Annotated in this window: 16 protein-coding genes and 1 pseudogene; 9 read left to right on the top strand and 8 right to left on the bottom strand. The window is 73.8% G+C overall.

All coding sequences use genetic code 11. The features are described from left to right. Window positions 1-65 precede the first annotated feature (65 nt). Window positions 66-746 (top strand): bifunctional 2-polyprenyl-6-hydroxyphenol methylase/3-demethylubiquinol 3-O-methyltransferase UbiG, encoded by a 681-nt coding sequence (locus tag C3492_RS18760; RefSeq protein WP_103812885.1) that lies wholly within the window; start codon window positions 66-68, stop codon window positions 744-746. A gap of 148 nt (window positions 747-894) precedes the next feature. After that, window positions 895-1353 carry a DoxX family protein gene (locus tag C3492_RS18765; RefSeq protein ID WP_103812886.1) on the top strand — a complete coding sequence of 153 codons (459 nt, stop codon included), beginning with the start codon at window positions 895-897 and terminating at the stop codon, window positions 1351-1353. 219 nt (window positions 1354-1572) lie between these two features. Here C3492_RS18765 and C3492_RS18770 read toward each other — a convergent pair whose 3' ends face one another. Beyond that, window positions 1573-2310, bottom strand: a complete 738-nt coding sequence (locus C3492_RS18770; RefSeq protein WP_103812887.1) for an RNA-binding S4 domain-containing protein — start codon at window positions 2308-2310, stop codon at window positions 1573-1575. 536 nt (window positions 2311-2846) lie between these two features. Here C3492_RS18770 and C3492_RS18775 point away from each other — a divergent pair. Next, the gene (locus C3492_RS18775) at window positions 2847-3542 is read left to right on the top strand and encodes a uracil-DNA glycosylase (RefSeq protein WP_103812888.1); all 696 of its coding nucleotides are present in this window, start codon (window positions 2847-2849) and stop codon (window positions 3540-3542) included. 22 nt (window positions 3543-3564) lie between these two features. Here the strand turns inward: C3492_RS18775 and C3492_RS18780 are convergent, their stop codons facing one another. After that, complete coding sequence (locus C3492_RS18780; protein WP_103812889.1) at window positions 3565-4266, bottom strand: GntR family transcriptional regulator; 702 nt, start codon at window positions 4264-4266, stop codon at window positions 3565-3567. A gap of 167 nt (window positions 4267-4433) precedes the next feature. Here C3492_RS18780 and C3492_RS18785 point away from each other — a divergent pair, with 167 nt between their 5' ends. Both C3492_RS18785 and C3492_RS18790 read left to right on the top strand, forming a co-directional pair. After that, on the top strand, window positions 4434-5891 hold the full coding sequence (locus C3492_RS18785) for an NCS1 family nucleobase:cation symporter-1 (RefSeq protein ID WP_103812890.1): 1458 nt from the start codon (window positions 4434-4436) through the stop codon (window positions 5889-5891). A gap of 5 nt (window positions 5892-5896) precedes the next feature. Then, complete coding sequence (locus tag C3492_RS18790; RefSeq protein ID WP_103812891.1) at window positions 5897-6619, top strand: aspartate/glutamate racemase family protein; 723 nt, start codon at window positions 5897-5899, stop codon at window positions 6617-6619. Between the two features lie 274 nt (window positions 6620-6893). Here the strand turns inward: C3492_RS18790 and C3492_RS18795 are convergent, their stop codons facing one another. Continuing rightward, on the bottom strand, window positions 6894-7349 hold the full coding sequence (locus tag C3492_RS18795; RefSeq protein WP_103812892.1) for a GNAT family N-acetyltransferase: 456 nt from the start codon (window positions 7347-7349) through the stop codon (window positions 6894-6896). Further along, a complete protein-coding gene (locus C3492_RS18800; RefSeq protein WP_103813088.1) occupies window positions 7346-7765 on the bottom strand; it encodes a RidA family protein in 420 nt (139 codons plus the stop codon). The genes C3492_RS18795 and C3492_RS18800 overlap by 4 nt, the downstream gene beginning before the upstream one ends. A gap of 592 nt (window positions 7766-8357) precedes the next feature. Between C3492_RS18800 and C3492_RS18810 the strand changes: the two genes are divergently transcribed. Beyond that, window positions 8358-10127, top strand: a complete 1770-nt coding sequence (locus C3492_RS18810) for an FUSC family protein (protein ID WP_103812893.1) — start codon at window positions 8358-8360, stop codon at window positions 10125-10127. 226 nt (window positions 10128-10353) lie between these two features. Here C3492_RS18810 and C3492_RS18815 read toward each other — a convergent pair whose 3' ends face one another. Continuing rightward, window positions 10354-11304 (bottom strand): endonuclease/exonuclease/phosphatase family protein, encoded by a 951-nt coding sequence (locus tag C3492_RS18815; RefSeq protein WP_103812894.1) that lies wholly within the window; start codon window positions 11302-11304, stop codon window positions 10354-10356. 136 nt (window positions 11305-11440) lie between these two features. Here C3492_RS18815 and C3492_RS18820 point away from each other — a divergent pair, with 136 nt between their 5' ends. The 3 genes from C3492_RS18820 to C3492_RS44670 all read left to right on the top strand — a co-directional run bounded on the left by C3492_RS18820 (window position 11441) and on the right by C3492_RS44670 (window position 13988). Next, entirely contained in the window at window positions 11441-12820 is a 1380-nt protein-coding gene (locus tag C3492_RS18820; RefSeq protein WP_103812895.1) for an amidohydrolase, read from the top strand. 117 nt (window positions 12821-12937) lie between these two features. Beyond that, entirely contained in the window at window positions 12938-13615 is a 678-nt protein-coding gene (locus C3492_RS18825) for a DUF899 domain-containing protein (RefSeq protein WP_103812896.1), read from the top strand. Between the two features lie 196 nt (window positions 13616-13811). Continuing rightward, entirely contained in the window at window positions 13812-13988 is a 177-nt protein-coding gene (locus tag C3492_RS44670; RefSeq protein ID WP_014672054.1) for a hypothetical protein, read from the top strand. Window positions 13989-14003: 15 nt separating this feature from the next. Here C3492_RS44670 and C3492_RS18830 read toward each other — a convergent pair whose 3' ends face one another. The 3 genes and pseudogenes from C3492_RS18830 to C3492_RS45860 all read right to left on the bottom strand — a co-directional run. Beyond that, entirely contained in the window at window positions 14004-16082 is a 2079-nt protein-coding gene (locus tag C3492_RS18830; RefSeq protein ID WP_103812897.1) for an ABC transporter ATP-binding protein, read from the bottom strand. Window positions 16083-16390: 308 nt separating this feature from the next. Next, window positions 16391-16837: a hypothetical protein gene (locus C3492_RS18840; RefSeq protein WP_103812898.1), complete on the bottom strand. Its 447-nt coding sequence runs from the start codon at window positions 16835-16837 to the stop codon at window positions 16391-16393. Window positions 16838-17310: 473 nt separating this feature from the next. Further along, a pseudogene (locus C3492_RS45860) lies at window positions 17311-17970 on the bottom strand (ATP-binding protein); the annotation flags it as partial. Window positions 17971-18024: the final 54 nt, after the last annotated feature.

Consider the following 18024-nt stretch of genomic DNA (forward strand, 5'->3'; position numbering starts at 1 on the left):
GTGAACTGGGGGAGGGTGGGAACGGGCGTGCGGGGGCGGGCCGTTGTCCGGGCATGAGGATCGAGATGCGTGAGGGCCACGAGGGCACGGGACCGGGCGAGATCACCCCGGACGGCTGCGCGGTCGAGTTGTACGCACGACTGCCGGTGGGCGAGGAGCCGGACATCGTCGCCGCGGCGGTCCCGGCCGGGGCGCACATCCTGGAACTCGGCAGCGGGGTGGGCCGGGTGACCCATCCGCTGCTGGAGCGCGGCTTCACGGTGACGGCGGTGGACGAGTCGGCCGACATGCTGGCCCGGGTCCGCGGAGCGCGCACGATACGCAGCTCCATCGAAGACCTCGACCTGGGCGAGAAGTTCGACGTGGTGATGCTCGCGTCGTTCCTGGTGCACGCCGGTGACGAGGAGGTGCGCAGGGGCCTGCTGCGCACCTGCGCCCGGCATGTGGCGGACGGCGGCTGTGTGCTGATCCAGCGGGAGGGCGCGGACTACCACACCAAGGTGCCCAGGGAGCGGGTCGACCCGAGCGGCTTCACCGTGCGGATCGCCTCGGTGGAGCCGGCCGGGGCGGGGGTGAACTCGGTCCACGCGGAGTACGTCTTCCCGGACGCGGTCTGGACGCAGACGTTTCTCTCCAGACCCCTGACGAAGGAGCAGTTCGAGTCGGCGCTGGCGGAAGCGGGACTGGAGGTGGACACGTATCTGACCCCGGACGGCATGTGGGTCCGGGCGGTGCCCTCGGCCTAGTCGCCTCGGCTCCCGCACACGGTTCGTTCGTCCTGGGGGCGGGACGGCGAGGGTTCCCGACCGATGAGGTGTCGGCCGATGAATTCCGGACCGCCGGCTGGTCTACCTCGGTGACAGCAATCGGGACCGCTTCACCGGGAGACCCCACATGTCCGAGACCACCGCCCCCGTCAGCTCCACGACGACGACGCCCGCCGGGGTCACCGCCGACGCGCTCACCGGCCGGGCGCGCGGAGCCCGGGTCGCCCTGCGCGGGGTGCAAGTGCTGCTCGCGCTGTTCTACGGCATCGCGAGCGCCCTGCCCAAGCTGATCGCCCACCCCACGGCCGTAGAGTCCTTCGACAGAATCGGCTGGGGCAGCGGGGCCATGTACACCATCGGCGCGCTCGAACTCGCCGGAGCGATCGCGCTGTTGATCCCGGTGCTCCAGTCCGTGGCGGCGATCGCCCTCAGCGCGCTCATGGTGGGGGCGTTCATCGTCCAGGTCACCGCATTCGACGGCCAGAACGCGGCGACCCCGCTGATCCTGATCGCCCCCCTCGCCCTGATCGCCTGGACCCGTCGGGCGCACAACAGGGAGCTGCTGCGGCTGCTGGGCCGACGGTGACAGCGGTGGCGTCGGCCGGGTGGGCGGCTCCGGCCGAGGCGGCGGCCGACGGCCTGAGGTGGGCCAAGCCTCGTCGGCTCAGCGTCCGCGCGGTCGCCTTCCCGAGCTGCCGAAGCTGCCGGAGCCTGTCGGACCGCCGAGCCGCCGGAGCCTGTCGGACCGCCCGAGCCGCCGGAGCCTGCCGGACCGCCGGAGTCCCCCGGGCGCGGCCGGAGCCCCCTAGCCGCCGGAGGTGCCGCGTCCACCGGAGCCGCCGTGTCCCCCCGCGCCGCCGGGGCCGCCGGAAGTACCGGGGCCACCGCGTCGGCCACGGCCGCCGGACCCGCCGCGTCCACCGGAGCCACCGCGTCCGCCGGAAGCACCGGACCGGCCCGGTCCGCCGGATGCTCCGGGTCCGCCCAGTTCGGTCAAGCCGGGGAAGCCCGCGGGGATGCCCGGGCCGGCGACACCGCGGAGGCGCTCCAGCTCGCGGCGGTCCCGCTTGGTGGGTCGGCCGGCGCCGCGGTCACGCAGTCCGGCGGGGGCGATGGCCTCGCGGGGCGGGGGCGGAGGGGAGTTGTCGATGTAGCACTGGGCGGCCACGGGCGCGCCCACCCGCTTGCGGATCAGCCGCTTGACGATCACGATCCGTTCCCGGCCCTCGTGCCGCATCCGCACCTCGTCGCCGACGCGCACGGAGTGGGCGGGCTTCACCCGCTCGCCGTTCACGTGCACATGCCCGCCCCGGCAGGCTGCGGCCCCGAGGGAGCGGGTCTTGATCAGGCGGACGGCCCAGATCCAGCTGTCGATGCGGACGGTCTCGCCGTTGGCGGGTCCGGCGGCCTCGGCGGCGGCCACCGCGGCGGCGATCTTGGGATCGAGCGGTCGGTCGGCGGGGGCGGGGTCGGTCGCGCTCGGCTCGCCGGTTCCCTCGACGGTCCCACGGTCCACGTTCTCGTCCGCGTCATCGGTAGCCATGCACCGACCTTAACGCCCCCGCCCCGTGGACCCGGAAGCGTTTTCGCGGTGGTCGCAGTGGTGCAGGGTGTCCGGGTGGTCATGGTGGCCGCGGGCGCCCGGTGGCGGGTGGTGCTCTTGGTGCTACTGATGCCGTGGCCCCGGTGGCCCCGGTGGCCCCGGTGGCCCCGGTGGTCCCGACGGCCCCGGTCCCGATCGCCGCGGTGGTCCCGACCGCCCCGGTGGTCCCGATGGCCCCGTGATCCCGATGGTGCCGGAGGTGCTGGTTGTCCCGGTGGTGCCAGAGGTGCTGGTTGTCCCGGTGGTGCCGGAGGTGCCGGTGTCCCGGTGGTCGTCAGGGCCGGGGCCCGAAGTGGGCCCGTGAGCGCCCGCACCCCGGCTCTCCCGCGGAGCCCGACCTCGACGGCTGGTGCCTCGGCGCCGACGGCGGTGGCGTACAGGGCACCGGCCATCTCCCGGGTCCCGCCCCTCCCGGCCTACCCGCAGGGCACCGGCCTCCCCGCAGCGCACCGCCCACCAGGGCATAGCGTGGTCGTATGGACGACAGCAGCGCCCTCGCCCGACTCGACCGGCGCGTCGCCGACTGCCGGGCGTGCCCCCGGTTGGTCGAATGGCGTGAGGAGGTGGCCCGTACCAAGCGGGCCGCGTTCGCCGACTGGACGTACTGGGGGCGGCCGGTGCCCGGGTTCGGGCCGGCCGACGCACGGCTGGCGATCATCGGGCTGGCCCCGGCCGCGCACGGCGGGAACCGCACCGGCCGTATGTTCACCGGGGACCGTTCGGGGGACGTGCTGTACCAGGCGCTGTACGACGTGGGGCTCGCCTCGCAGCCCACCTCGGTCAGCGCCGACGACGGGCTTGAGCTGCACGGTGTGCGGATCACGGCGCCCGTGCACTGCGCGCCGCCCGCCAACAAACCGACGCCGGGTGAGCGCGACACCTGCCGTCCCTGGCTGGTCCAGGAGCTGACGCTGCTCCGGCCGACCCTGCGGGCCGTGGTCGTGCTCGGCGCCTTCGGCTGGCAGGCCGCGCTGCCCGCGTTCGCGGAGGCGGGCTGGACCGTGCCCCGTCCCCGCCCGGCCTTCGCCCACGGCACCCGGGTCGCGCTCGACGGCCTGGACCTCTTCGGCTGCTTCCACGTCAGCCAGCGCAACACCTTCACCGGCCGGCTCACCGCCGAGATGCTCCGCGAGGTACTGCGCACGGCGGCGGAGGCGGCCGGACTGCCGTAGGGCCCGCGGACGCGGGGGTGCCTCAGCCGGCGTCGGCCTCGGCGGCGTCCGCCGGGTCCGGTCCGAACAGGTGCCGCACCGTCGAGCGGTAGTTGGCGCGGACGTGGCCGAGGGCGTGGGCGCGGGCGCGGTCGGGGTCGCCGGAGGCGATGGCTTCGTACAACTCACGGTGCTCGGTGAGGAGTTGGGGCCACTCCTCGTTCCGTCGGGTGAGCCAGCGCAGGCGGCCGTCGACCGGTTCCATAACGGAGATCAGCAGGCTGTTGCCGGCCATGGCGAGCACGCGGTCGTGGAAGCGGGTGTTGATATCCGTGATCGCCTCGGCGTCGTCCTCCTTCGTCGCCCGGGCCGCCTGGTCGAGCAGGTCCCGCAGCTCGGCCAGGGCCTCGGGGGTCGCCCGGGACGCCGCGAGACCGGCCGCGTAGACCTCAAGGGCCTCGCGCAGTTCGAAGAGTTCGCGGACGTCGGCGGGGGTGAGCCGGCGGACGACCGTGCGGCGGGCCGACTCGAAGAGGACGAACCCCTCGGCGACCAGGGCGCGGATCGCTTCCCGCACCGGTACCCGTGAGACGCCGAGCCGCTCGGCGAGTTCCCGTTCGACGAGCCGGTCACCGGGGCCGAGCCGCCCGGCGATGATGTCCTGCCGCAAGCTCGCCAGGACGCGTTCGCGCACCGCGCCCAGGGGTTCGGTCTTCGCCCTTCCGGGGCTCGTCGTGGGGGTCATGGCCCCATCTTCGCCGAAACCGGGGGACTTTTACGGGGCCGTAACGGCGACGACATCGGTCCGAACGCTTGACGGCGGGACCATGACGGCAGTTTGGTATACCAAACGCGCTCGCCCGGCACTCAAGGAGAGCCGCCGTCCTCCGTCCCCTCGCCCATGGAGGCCCCGTGTCCCTGGCCGACCGCGCCGCAGCCACCGGCGCTCCCGCGTTCGTCCCCGATCCCCGCCTCGTCAACGAGGACCTCGCTCCCGCGAAGCAGCGGAACTGGAAGGTCTTCGACCTGTTCGCCATGTGGATGTCCGACGTCCACAACCTCGGCAACTACACCTTCGCCGCCGGCCTGCTGGTCCTCGGCATGAACGTCTGGCAGGTCTTCACCGCCCTCCTCGTCGGCTTCGTGCTGATCTACGCCGGCATGAACCGCATGGGACGGATCGGCCAGCGGCACGGCGTGCCGTTCCCGGTCGTCAGCCGGATCAGCTTCGGTGTCTGGGGCGCCAACATCCCGGCGCTGATCAGGGCCGTGATCGCCATCATGTGGTACGGCATCCAGACCTATCTGGCCTCCGTCGCCGTGAATGTGATGCTGCTGGCGGCCTGGCCGGGCCTGGAGTCGCTGACGCACCACTCGTTCCTCGGCCTGGACGCGCTCGGCTGGATCTCCTTCGTCTCGCTCTGGCTCCTCCAGGCGCTGATCATCAGCCGGGGCATGGAGTCGGTGCGGAAGTTCCAGGACTTCTGCGGTCCGGCCATCTGGCTGGTGATGATCGCGCTGGCGCTGTGGGTCCTGGCCAAGGCCCACTGGAGCATCTCGCTGACCTCCACCCCGCATCCGGTCTCCGTCGGCGAGCAGTGGCGCCAGTGGTTCGGCGCGATCGGGCTCATCCTCGCCACATACGGCACGCTGATGCTCAACTTCTGCGACTTCTCCCGCTTCGCGCCCGACGACCGGACCGTCCGGCGCGGCAACTTCTGGGGGCTCCCCATCAACTCCACCGCGTTCGTGGTGGTCTCGGTGATCGTCACGGCGGGCTCGCTGGAGGCGTTCGGGCAGGCCGTCACCGACCCGGCCGAGCTGGTCGCCAAGGTGGGCAACACCTGGGTGCTCGTCATCGGTGCGCTGACCTTCGCCATCGCCACCATGGGCGTCAACATCGTCGCCAACTTCGTCTCACCGGCGTACGACCTCGCCAACGTCTGGCCGCAGAAGATCACCTTCAGGGTCGGCGGCATGATCAGCACGGTGGCGGCCCTGGTGGTCACCCCGTGGAACCTCTTCTCCAACCCGACCGTCGTCAACTACTTCCTCGGCGGACTCGGCGCCTTCCTGGGCCCCCTGTTCGGCGTGATCATGGTCGACTACTACTGGGTCAAGCGTGGCCGGATCGACGTCGACGCGCTGTTCGACGCCCGGCCCGGCACCACCTACCACTACCGCAAGGGGGTCAACCCCAAGGCGCTGTGGGCGTTCCTGCCGGCCGCCGCGGTCGCCGCCGTCCTCGCGCTCGTGCACAGCTTCAGTGACGTCTCCCCCTACTCCTGGTTCATCGGCACGGCCCTCGCCGCGGGCGTGTACGCGGCACTGTGCCGCCGGGAACGCGCGACGGCGGGGCAGGAGGGCTGACGGACGTGCGGATCATCGTCACCAACTGCAACACCACACGGGAGATGACAGAGGAGATCGTCCGAGGTGCCCGCGCCGCGGCGGCTCCGGGCACCACGGTGGCCGGGCTGACACCGGCCTGGGGCCCCGAGTCCGCCGAGGGCTGGCTGGACAGCTATCTGTCCGCCGCCGCCGTCCTCGACGCGCTGCGGACGTACGACGGTCCCGCCTACGACGCGGTCGTGCTCGCCGGATTCGGGGAGCACGGGCGCGAAGGCGTACGGGAGTTGGTGGACGTACCGGTCGTGGACATCACCGAGGCCGCGGCCCACCTCGCCTGCCTCCTCGGGCGTCGCTACGGCGTCGTCACCACCCTCGACCGGTCCTGCGGCCTGATCGAGGACAGCCTGGAGACGGCGGGCGTGGCGCGCAACTGTGCCGCCGTCGTCGGCACCGGCCTCGGTGTGCTCGACCTCGCCCAGGATCCGGCCCGTACCGAGTCGGCGTTCCTGGCCGCCGCCGAACGCGCCCGGGAGGCCGGCGCCGAGGTCCTGGTCCTGGGCTGCGCCGGGATGACGGGGCTGCAACGGGCGGTGGGGGAGAAGCTCGGGCTGCCGGTCGTCGACGGTGTCGGGGCGGCCGTCAGACTCGCGGAGTCGCTGGTGGGTCTGGGACTGACGACGAGCCGGGCGGGCGGTTACGCACGGCCGCTGCCCAAGGGGAGGGCGTGGGGGCGGTTGGCGAGGTGAAACCGGCATCCACGGGTCCCGGGGCGCCCCCCACCGGACGTGACGGACGCCGGACGCCGGACGTCGAACGCGGCGCCGGGGAACGGCGACCGCGGACGTCACGGACGCCGGGCGCGGCGCCGGGGAACGGGCACCGCGCACCTCATGGACACCGGACGCGGTGTCAGGGAACGGGGATCGCGGACGTCATGGACGCCGGGCGCGGCGCCGGGGAACGGGCACCGCGCACCTCATGGACACCGGACGCGGTGTCAGCGAACGGGGATCGCGCACCTCATGGACGCCAGACGTACCTGACGTCCGGCTCCCGCTCCTCGTTCCCGCTGCCGTCCGTGTACTCGACGGCGACGAAACCGTGCCGCTCGTAGAAGCGGTGGGCGGGCTTGTTGACCTGGAAGGTCCACAGGCTGAGGCCCCGGGGACCGCGTTCCTTGGCCAGCGCGACGAACCGGTCCCCGATGCCCCGCCCCCGCCACCGAGGGTCCAGGTACAGCTGGGACAGCGACTCCCCGTCCAGGACCATCAGGCCGACCACTCCGGCCCCGGCGGCCTCGGCCACCCAGGTCTCCCGCAGTGGCACCACGACGTCCCGGATGTAGTCCCGGACCTCGTCGTCGGTGTGCGCGCGGACGACCGTCGGCAGCGCGGCGTCGAAAGAGCGCAGATAGACGTCGGCGGCGGCGCGGGCGTCCGCCGCGACGGCGCGGCGGAGGACGACCGCTTCCGTCACAGGCCGTCTCCCGCCCGCTCCGGCACCACGGCGGTGGCCGTGATCTCCACCAGCTGCCCGGTGTAGCCGAGGCAGGCCACGCCGAGCAGGGTGGAGGAGTGCGGGCCCGTGCTCAGTCCCGAGGACTCCACCACCTCCCACACCGCGGACAGCACCGAGGGCTCACTGCTCACGACGTACACGTCCGTCGACAGCACGTGCTCCAGGTCGCTGCCGACGACACGGAGTTGTTCCCGGAGGTTGGCGATCACCTGCTCGGCCTGCCGTACCGGGTCCCCGGGGCCGACGATCTCCCCCCGCTCGTCGAGCGGCACGGCCCCGGCGAGGAACGCGAGCTTCGTGCCGGCCTCGACGACGGAGGCGTGGGAGTAGGTGGGCGGAGGGAAGAGGGCGGGGGCGGTGACGCGCCGGATCACGGGAAGCAGCTCCTCGAACGGCAATGAACGACAACGGTCGGCGGGCAACTTCCCGATGATCGGACCTCCTCGGCCCCGCCCGCATCCCAATTACGCGGGCGTCCAGGCACCTCCACCTCCTACGCCAGGGCCCACCACGCCCCCCCACCCGCCTCACCGAAACCGCCGGCGCCCTGGCCACGGCCGCCATCCAGTCCGCCCACGCCGTCCTCGCGGCCCGCGGCGCATGGGTGACCAACGACAAGCGCCTCCTGGGGCGGGCGGGACTGCGGGGGATCGACGCGGTCGTGGGCGCGCTGCGGGCCGAGCCCGGCGCCCTGGCCGATGCGCTGCCCGGCGGCCGAGGAGATCATCAGCGGGGCGTTGCGTTCATAAAGAAACCTCGCACCCGGCACCTTTCACCTGCCGGAAACGTGCGCGCACCGTTCGCGCGGGGAACGCGATCTACCGTGGAGGTACCTCCAACGGCCACCGTCGTCCGAAGGCCCACCCCCGCCCTCGTATCAACAGGAGCCCCGTGTCGCGGCGTGCTGTACCCCTCTGGCTCGCTCATGCCTTCCGTGCCCAGCGCGGTCCCGTTCCCTGGAGTGCCGTGTGCCGGGGAGCGCTCGCCGCCGGGCCGTTGCTGCTGGCCGGGATGCTCGGCGGGCAGACGGCCTCCGGTGTGCTCGCCGCCATCGGTGCGATGCTCGCCGGCATCAACGACCGGCCCGGCAGCCGGCGCGCGTCCGTGAAGCGGCTCGGGGTGCCCGCACTGGCCGGGGCACTGGGGCTGTTCCTCGGCACGTACGCCGGGCAGGGACTGGCCGCCGTACCGCTGACCCTGACGCTCACCGCGCTGGGGCTGGTCGCCGGCGGCATCAGCGCGGTGGGGCCCGTGGCCTCCGCCGCCGGCACGCAGCTGCTCGTCGCCGCGGCCATCGGCGCCGGGATGCCCGCGGCCGAGAGCGGCTGGCAGCGGGCCCTGGCCTTCCTGGCCGGCGCCGGCTGGCTGCTCGCGCTGCGGCTCGCCCTGCCCACCCCCGGTTCGATCGCCGGTGACTTCCGGTTCGACGGTGAGCGGGAAGCGGTCGCCGATGTGTACGACGCCATCGCCGCGCTCGTCGACGCCGTGGGCGGGGAGCACGCCACCGCCCGGCGGGCCGCGCTGACCGCCGCGCTCGACCACGCCCAGGACGCCCTCGCCGGACCCCGGCTGCGCCGGTACGCCGGCTGCGCCGCCGAGCGCCGGCTGCACGCCCGGTTCGCGGCGGCGCTCCCCCTGGCCGAGGCCGCGACCGCCCTGTACTGGGCGGGAGAAGCCGTACCCGCGCGGGCGGCGGAGGGTCCCCGGCGGCTCGCCGCCGCCGTCCGCGGCAACACCGGCACCGGCCCGCTGCCCGCGCCGCACCGGTCGGCCCCCGCCCTGCGCGCCCTGGACGACGCCCTGCTGCGCGCCGCCGACGCCTTCGACCGGGGCGAGGGCGCCCACCGCGGGCTGCTCGGCCGCCGCCGCGGCTTCCGGCACGCCCTGCGGGCCGCGCTGGGCACCGGCGGGCGCGAGTACGGGCTGCGCGTCGCCCTCTGCTTCGGCGCCAGCGCCGCCATCGCCCAGGCCCTGCACCACGCCCGCTGGTACGGACAGCACGAGCACTGGTACTGGCTGCCCGCCACCGCCGTCTTCCTCGTCAAGCCCGACCTCGGTCCGCTCGCCTCACGGGTGCTGTGCCGGGCCGCCGGGACCGTGCTCGGCGCCCTGGTGTTCGCCGGCCTCGCCGCGCTGCTGCCCCGGCCGGCCGGGCTGGTCGCGCTGGTGGCGGTCTGCGGCGCGGTCATTCCGGTCGCCACCCGGCACTTCGCGGCGCTCACCGCCGTCGTCACCGTCCTCGTGCTCGCCCTGATCATGGCGGGCGGGGAGCCGCAGGCCTCGGTCAGCCGGATCGGCGAGACGCTGCTGGCCTGTGCGCTCGTGCTGGTCGTGGGACATCTGCCGATGCCGGGGGAGCGGGGCGGCGGGGTACGGGCCCGGCTCGCGGCGGCCGGCAGCGCCGCCGACGCCTATCTCCTGCACGTCCTCGGTGAGTGCGGCGACCGCGCCGAGCGGTGGGCGCTGCGCCGGGAGGCCTACCGGACCCTCGCCGAGGCCCGGACCGCCATCGCCCTCGCCGCCGCCGAACTGCCCGCCCTCGCCCGGCACACCGAGGGAACGGACGCCGTCGCCGAGGTGCTGGAACGGCTCGTGGACACGACCACGGCCTGCGCCGTGCACCTCGACGAGACCGGCCGGCTCACCCCCCGACACCTCCGCCGCCTCCGGGAGGCGCTGGGGGAGCTGGAACGGCGGGGCATGCGGGTGCCGGTGAGCGAGGCGGCTGCCGCATAGCCGTATCCGCCGGGCTGGTGAGCGGCGGTTGCGGGTGAGTGGGCCGTGTCGGTGAGTGGCGGCTGCGGGTGAGTGGTGTGCGCCGGGCTGGTGATGTGGCGGTTGCCGGTCAGCTGTGTCTGCCGGGCTGGTGATGTGGCGGCTGCCGGTCAGCGCTATCCGCCCGGCCGGCAACGCGGCGGCTGCCGGTCCCCGCGCACCGGCAGCAGCGAGGCCGCCCGGTCGGCTAGGCCACCCGTATCCACACCGGCGCGTGGTCCGAGCCGGGGGTGTTCCGGCGATCCGCCGGGTCCTGGCCGATCGACGGCAGGTGGGGTGGTGGCTCGGTGGGCAGGCCGGTGCCCGCCTTCGTCACCCGGTGGGCCAGATGGTGGCTGACCAGGACGTGGTCGATCAGCTCGCGGCGCCCGGAGTCGATCCGCGAGTAGCGGCGGTCGGCCGGTATCAGCGGGGCCACGTCCCACAGCCGTACCGCGTCGCCCTGGTCCGGGTGGTCGTACCCGGGGGTGCCGATCTCGGAGCCGGGCGGGCCGAGCAGGAGCTGTGTGGTGGCGGCGAGCACCTCGTCGTTGAGGTCACCGAGCACGGCCACGTCCCGGGCCCGGCCCTCACCCGCCAGCAGCTCGTCCGCGAGGGCCCGCAGGGCCGTGGCCTCGGCGGTACGGCGGTAGAGGGCGTACGCCCCGTAGCGGGCCCGTTCGCCCTCGTCGTGGGGGAGGAAACGGTTCCCGGGATAGCTGAGCAGCTTGGACTTCAGGTGCGCGACCGCCACGGTCAGCTCACCCGCCCCGGTGTCCGTCGCCACCGCCAGGAACCCCCGGCCGGCCGCCGCCTCCGTCGCACCGGAGTCGTCCGACTGCACCGGGCGCAGCGGCGCCGGGAAACCGGCCGTGTCGGCGACCACACGCAGCTCGGTACGGCTGAGGAAACCGACCCGTATGCCGCGCCCGTCGGGATGCGCGGACAGGGCCGTGTACCAGTCGCCGCCCAGCAGACCGGTCAGGTCGGCGAGCGCGTCCGGGTCGCCGACCTCCTGGACGCCGAGCAGTAGCGGGTCGAGTGCGGTGATCACGCTCGCGAGCGCGGCGAGTTTCGCCTCGTAGGCGGCCTTGTCGTGCGGGCCGTACGGGCCACCGGGGCGGTAGAGGTTCTCCAGGTTCCAGGTGCCGAGGAGCATGCCGGGCTCCTTTCGAGGGCCGCGGACGGGCCCTGATGAGGCAAGGGTGCTCGCCCTGGCCGCCACACGCGAGGGCGGTGACCCGGATGCGTGGTTCGGCTCACATCGCGGTACGACAGGGCCGTACGGTGGACCCATGAGTGCCGTCGGGCCCCTGAACGCCGCTCCCGCCGACCTGATCGTCACCGGCTGCGCGGTCCTCGTCCATCAGGACGGGGACGAAGGGGAGGGGATCGGATTCCGTCAGGACGCCGCGATCGTCGTCCGCGACGGCGTCATCGACGCGGTGACGACGGCGGCCTCCGTACGGGACCTGCCGGCCGGCACGCGGATCGACGCGCGCGGGCAGGTCGCGCTGCCCGGACTGATCAACTGTCATACGCACGCACCGATGGTGGCCCTGCGCGGCCTCGCCGAGGACCTGCCGACCGAGGAGTGGTTCAACGACGTCGTGTGGCCCGTGGAGACCAACCTCACCGCCCGGGACGTGGAGTTGGGGGCGCGACTCGCCTGCGCCGAGATGATCCGGGGCGGGGTGACCTGCTTCGCCGACCACTACTTCCACATGGACACCGTCGCCGCCGTCGTCGCCGAGTGCGGGCTGCGCGCCCACCTCGGCGCGGCCTTCTTCTCCGGCCAGGGGCCACGGGCGCGGGAGGCGTCGGTGGAGTTCGCGCTCCGGCAGCGCGGCGCCGCCGGAGGCCGCATCACCACGGCCCTCGCCCCGCACGCCCCCTACACCGTCACCGACGCCGACCTGGCCGCCACCGCCGAACTCGCCCGCGCGCACGGCCTGCCCGTGCACATCCACGCCGCCGAGAACCGCGACCAGACCGACACCAGCCTCGCCCGGTACGGCCTCACGCCCATCGAGGTCCTGGACCGCGCCGGACTCCTCGACACCGACCTCCTCATCGCCCACGGCACCGGAATCCTGGAACGGGACCTGCCGCTGCTGGCACGCACGGGCGGCCGTACGGCGGTGGCCACCGCGCCCCGCGGCTACCTCAAGTTCGCCTGGCCGACGACCACTCCGGTACGGGCCCTGCGCGCGGCCGGAGTCCCCGTCGGCCTCGCCACCGACGGCGCCGCCTCCAACAACTCCCTGGACATGTGGGAGGCGATGGCGCTGACGTCCCTGATCCAGAAGTCCACCGAGGGCGACCCGCGCTGGCTGACCTCCCGTCAGGCCCTGCACCATGCCACGCGGCAGAGCGCCCGCGCGGTCGGGCTCGGCGACTGGATCGGCACCCTCGCGCCCGGCCGGCGCGCCGACCTCGTCCTCGTCGACCTCACCGGTCCGCACACCCAGCCGGTGCACGACCTCGCCGCCACCCTCGTGCACAGCGCCCGCGCCGCCGACGTCCGCACGACCGTCGTCGACGGCCGTGTGCTGATGCGGGACCGCGAACTGCTCACCCTCGACGTACCGGCGGTCGTACGGGAACTGACGGACCGGCTGCCCGCGCTGACCGCACGCGGCCACGGCCGACGCCTCCAGGAGTACGACACCTGAGCCCGCCCCTGGCCGGAAGCCGGACAGGACTTGGCCGAAAAATCCTCCGCCCCCCGCGATGAGTTCCGCCGCCGCCGTCGGTCACCACCCTGAACCGACCGTCGGACAGGAGGGCCCATGTCGCACCCGGAGATCGTCTCGCGCGAGCAGTGGCGCGCGGCGCGCGAGGAGTTGCTGCGCAAGGAGGAGGCGGTCAGACGGGCGCGCGAGGCGCTGGGCGCCGAGCGGCGGCGGCTGCCCATGGTCGAGGTCGACCCGGAGTACGTCTTCGAGGGCGGCGACGGCAAGGCCACCCTGCTCGACCTCTTCGAGGGACGGACCCAGCTCGTCGTCCACCACTTCATGTTCGCCCCGGAGTGGCGCACCGGCTGCCTCTGCTGCGCGGCCTTCCTGGACCAGGTCGGCCACCTCGCCCACCTGCGCGCCCGGAACACCTCCTTCGCGGCAGTCTCCCGGGCACCGTTCACCCGGATCCTGCCGTTCAAGGCGCGGATGGGATGGGCGGTGCCCTGGTACTCCTCGGCGCACGGCGGCGACGGCGACTGCGACCGCGGCTCCGGCCGCGACTTCAACCGTGACTTCGAGGCGACCGTCGAGTCGGGCGGCGAGCTGGTCGACCGCCCGGGGCTGAGCTGCTTCCTGCGCGACCACGACCGGGTCTTCCACACCTACTCCGTGTACGACGACGGGCTGGACGGACTGGGCACCACCTCGGCCCTGCTCGACCTGACCGCACTCGGCCGCAGCCCGGCCGGAGGCGAGGGGCTTCGGCTGCATGACGAGTACGACCACTGATACCGACAGGTGTCAGTGTGGACACCAGGTGTGCGGTCACTGATACGGAGCGTGCTGTTCGTGTCGCAAGGTGAACGGATCCTCACGGTCCGCGCCGACCCGGTGCCGACAATGTCTCAGTACGGTCACTGACCGAGGCGTTTCCCATCTCCAGGGCGTTAACTCCTACACGTACAACGCTTTCTGGAGGTGCGAGATGGTGAACGGGCGAACGGTGCTCGAACGCTTTCCCGCCGGTGGTCCCCGGGGCTCTTGGCCCGCGGAGGAGTTCGCGCACGCGCGGCGACTGGAAGGTCTGCCCGCCGAGGTCGTCATGGACCTGGCGACGGACACCTTCCTGGTGATCGTCCGCGGTGGCGAGACGGTCGACTGAGCCGGTCCGGGCGGCTCAGGCCGGCTTCGGAGCCGGCACCCGCGCCGTGAACTGCTGCGCCTGGAGGGAGTACAGCTCCGCGTAGACACCGCCCCTGGACAGCAGCTCCTCCGGGGTGCCGGACTCCACCAGGCGCCCGTGCTCCAGCACGTGCACCAGGTCGGCGTGCCGGACCGAGGCCAGCCGGTGGGTGATCAGGACGACGGTCTGCCCGCCCCCCGACAGCGCCCGGATCTTCTCGAACACCTCCAGCTCGGCCCGCGCGTCCAGCGCCGCCGTCGGCTCGTCCACGATCAGGATGCTCCCGCGCCGGTAGGCCGCCCGGGCGATGCCGAGCCGCTGCCACTGGCCGCCGGACAGCTCGTGCCCGCCGCTGAAGTTCCGGGCCAGCAGGGTGTCCAGGCCGCGCGGCAGGTCCGCGACCACGTCCTCGGCGCCCGCCTCGGCGATCGACGTGGCCAGCCGTTCCTCGGTCATCGGCGCGGTGGAGCGGCCGACGGCCACGTTCACCCGGGCGGTGAACGGCCAGCGCTTGAAGTCCTGGGCCACCATCGCGATGCGCTCGGCGAGCAGCCGCCGGTCGGCACGCGCCGCGTCGACGCCGTCCCACAGGATCCGGCCCCGGTCCGGCGTGTACAACCCCGCGAGCAGCTTGACCAGCGTGGTCTTGCCCGAGCCGTTCTCACCGACGAGCGCGATGATCCGGCCGAGGGGGAGGGTGAGGGTGACGTCGTCGAGGGCGGGGCGGGGCGTGGTGCCGGTCGTGTCCTTGCCGGGCAGGTCCTTGCCGGGCGGGGGTCCCCCGGTCGGGTGGGGGACGGTCGCGGGCTGAGCGGGGGCGTGGCCGCCGGTCGGGTGCCGGTCGGCCGGAGGTCCGTCGTGCGGGTAACTGTGCGGGTAACTGAAGGAGACGTTCTCGAAGCGGATCTCTTTGGGGTCCTCCGGCAACGGCTCGCCACCGGCCGGGATGGCCCGCTCGGCCGCCGCGGTGTACAGCCGCTGGAGATCGCCCACGAACAGCGCCTCCTCGTGCAGCTGGTTGATCTCCAGCACCAGCGTGTCCAGGCTTGCCGCACCCGTGCGGATCGCGATCACCGCCGTACCGGCCACCGCCAGGGCCATCGCGCCGGCGAGCAGCAGCGCGCCCAGCGTCGCGTACGTGGCGAGTGTCGCCAGGCCCGTCCAGGCCGCGGCGATCAGACCGGTCCGCGCGGCCAGCCGGGACAGCCGGGCCTGCTCCGCCTCCGCTGTCTCCGACATGGACCGGAAGTGGCGCAGCAGGAACGGGCCCACGCCGTGCACCCGGATCTCGGGGGCGGCGGCCGGCTCGGTGAGCAGGCCGCTGATCAGCTGACCGGCCCGCGCGTGCTGCACCCAGGTGTGGAAGGACTCGTAGCGGCGCCGGGCGTTCGTCAGCGCGCTCCAGGCGCTGGGCAGGGTCATGGTGACCAGCAGGGGCAGCAGCGCCGGATGCAGCACGGTGAGCACGCCCGCCGCGGCGACCAGCGAGATCATCGCGTTGATCACGCGGGTGCTGTAGCCGATCATGTGCCGGGCGGACCGGGCGCCGTACTGGGCCGTGTCCAGCAGTTTGTGGAAGGCGTGGTCCTCGATCGCGGCCAGTTCCACGTTCGCCGCCCGCTCCAGGTACAGCTCGGTCGCCACCCGCTCCACCTTGGGTTCCAGCCGTCCGGTGGCGTAGACGGAGGCGGCCCGTAGCAACGCGGCGACCAGGGTCACGACGGCCATCACGACGAGGGCGGGGGCGGCCGCGCGCAGCCGCTGCTCGATGTCGGGGCCGGTGAGCAGCTTCCCGAGCGCGTTGTTCACGGCCAGCAGGCTCACCGCCTGGGCCACGCCCCGGCCCGCCTCGGCGGCCAGGACCACCCGCGCGGCCCGCGCGTCCGCCTGCCGGGCGAGCCGGAGACTGGACGACAGCATGCCGGGGAGCCGGGTCAGCATCGCCCGGAAGGTCAGCGCGAGGAAGGCGTCCGCGTGCTGGTTCCAGCCCATGTCGTACCGCAGCGGTCCGCCGAACAGCAGCCGTTCCGACGCCGAGACCACCGGCTCGGCCGCCTCCCGCTTCTTCCTCACCGTGACCTCCCGGACCCCGACGGAACGGCCACTATTGCGGCCGGGACCTCGGCTCGGCAGGGCGCGAGCAGACGCAGGAGGGGCGCGGAGGGAGCACGATCCGCGTGAGCGGCGCGGCGGGCGGGCGCCGGGTGGCGTGTGGGGCCTGACTGGGGGCTGCGGGACTGGGGGCTGGGCGGCTGCGGGACTGGGGGCTGGGCGGTGGCGGTGGCGGTGACGGTGGCGGTTCGGGCTGGGGCGGTGGCGGTGGCGCCGGACGGCGATGGCGCGCCGGGACGGCGGCAACGGCCGCGCCCGGGCGGCAACGGTTACGCCGAGACCGCCCGTGACCAGTCCGGAGCCGTCCCCGTCACCCGGCACAGGGCCAGGTACAGCGGGATCGGCGGGGTGTACGGAACCGTGCCGTCCGGACGATGGATGAGCCGGGCGGCGCCGGTGACCAGGGCCCCGACGGCGTAGTGGGCCGGGGACGGCCAGGGCAGCGCGTAGTCGGAGTCCGACGGAACGATCCACCACCAGTGGGAGCCGTCGGCGTACACACATCCCAGCCGTGGCAGCCGGGACACGACGAGCGGGCCGAGGCGGTCGGGCACGGCGACGGCGTCGCAGCCGAGCGGGGCCGTCATGCCGTCCGGCAGGGACAGACGATGGGCCGGATCAGGGGCCGGGCGGCGGCGCTGCAGCCGTACCAGCGTGTCCAGGCCGATGGCGGGCTCCTGGCCGGCACCGCTGCCACCGGGCCGCCCGCCGGTCACGGCCGCTCCCCGTGCAGGCGGGGCGCCGGCGTGTCGTGCGGAGGCCGGCCCGGCGCCATGGGCCCGTGCTGCTCCGGACGCGTGGCCTGCGGGTGCTGCTCCGGACACCCGGCGTGCGGGTGCTGCTCCGCCGCCCCGTACCCGTGCTGCTCGGGCAGCTGGTGCAGCGGTTGCCCGGCGGGCAGGTGCCGCTGACGCTCCGGCTCCCCTCGCCCGTGCGGTCCGAGCGCGCCGGGCCCGAGCTGCCCAGGCGTCCCAGGCCCGAGTTGCCCGGTCTTCCCCGGCCCGTCCATCTGGGGAGTCCGTCGTTGCTGCCCCGGTACGGCGTCCCGGCGGTGTGCCGAGGCCGCGTCCCTGCGCTGTCCGGGGGCCGTGTCCCGGTGTCCCTCCGGCAGGGCGTCCACGTGCTGCCCGGAGGCCGCGTCCAGGCGCCCCGCCCGTGGGGCGTTCCGGTGCTGTCCCGGTGCCGTACCCCGCTGCTCCTCCGGCGCCACCCGCCCACTCGCCTCGGTCGGCTGGTCGCTGTCGGAGTCGTCCGGGCGGCCCGGCTTGGGGCGGGCGCCCCAGCCCAGGTCGTCGCGCGGTTCGGCGGCGACCTGGGCGACGGCGTCGTTCTGCCGGGGCAGCTCGGCCCAGACCAGCAGTCCGGGGCCGTGTTCCTGGGCACCCCAGGCCCGGCACAGCGCGTCGACGAGAAGCAACCCCCTCCCGTGCTCCTCGTCAGGTCGCTGTGGAGACGGGTGGGGTTCGCCAGGAGCACAGCCCTCGTCACGTACGGCTATGCGCACCATGTCGTCGTGGTCGTGCAGCTCGCACACGACCCGGCCGCTCGCGGTGTGCACGATCGCATTGGTGACCAGCTCGGATATGACCAGGGCGGCGCTGTCGCACGTGTCCGCGCACACCGCCCAGCCGGACAGCCGAGCCTGCGTCAGGCGTCTGGCCTGGGCGACGGAACCGGGATGTGCGGCCAGCTCGAAGCGGAACCTGCGCTCGGCAGTGCCCCCCTGGGAGGCCGCTGCCTTCCCCACGTTCGAACCGGCTCGCGCGGGGAAACCCCCATCGGCACCGAGACCGGGACGGTCTGCGGCGGCGTCTGTTCCTAAAGGCGCGGACGGAATCACGCCTGCCACTATCGCCCTGCCATGGACACTTGGCAAGAGTCACTCTGAAAATTGCAGAGTGCT

It is taken from the genome of Streptomyces sp. Ru62, assembly GCF_002920615.1.
Classification (GTDB): domain Bacteria; phylum Actinomycetota; class Actinomycetes; order Streptomycetales; family Streptomycetaceae; genus Streptomyces.

Excerpts from the sequence above, each read along its gene's own strand:
- C3492_RS44670 (WP_014672054.1), top strand. The coding sequence starts at position 13,812 with ATGGTGAACGGGCGAACGGTGCTCGAACGCTTTCCCGCCGGTGGTCCC.
- C3492_RS18760 (WP_103812885.1), top strand. The coding sequence starts at position 66 with ATGCGTGAGGGCCACGAGGGCACGGGACCGGGCGAGATCACCCCGGAC.
- C3492_RS18770 (WP_103812887.1), bottom strand. The coding sequence starts at position 2,310 with ATGGCTACCGATGACGCGGACGAGAACGTGGACCGTGGGACCGTCGAG.
- C3492_RS18775 (WP_103812888.1), top strand. The coding sequence starts at position 2,847 with ATGGACGACAGCAGCGCCCTCGCCCGACTCGACCGGCGCGTCGCCGAC.
- C3492_RS18780 (WP_103812889.1), bottom strand. The coding sequence starts at position 4,266 with ATGACCCCCACGACGAGCCCCGGAAGGGCGAAGACCGAACCCCTGGGC.
- C3492_RS18825 (WP_103812896.1), top strand. The coding sequence starts at position 12,938 with ATGTCGCACCCGGAGATCGTCTCGCGCGAGCAGTGGCGCGCGGCGCGC.
- C3492_RS18765 (WP_103812886.1), top strand. The coding sequence starts at position 895 with ATGTCCGAGACCACCGCCCCCGTCAGCTCCACGACGACGACGCCCGCC.
- C3492_RS18815 (WP_103812894.1), bottom strand. The coding sequence starts at position 11,304 with ATGCTCCTCGGCACCTGGAACCTGGAGAACCTCTACCGCCCCGGTGGC.
- C3492_RS18820 (WP_103812895.1), top strand. The coding sequence starts at position 11,441 with ATGAGTGCCGTCGGGCCCCTGAACGCCGCTCCCGCCGACCTGATCGTC.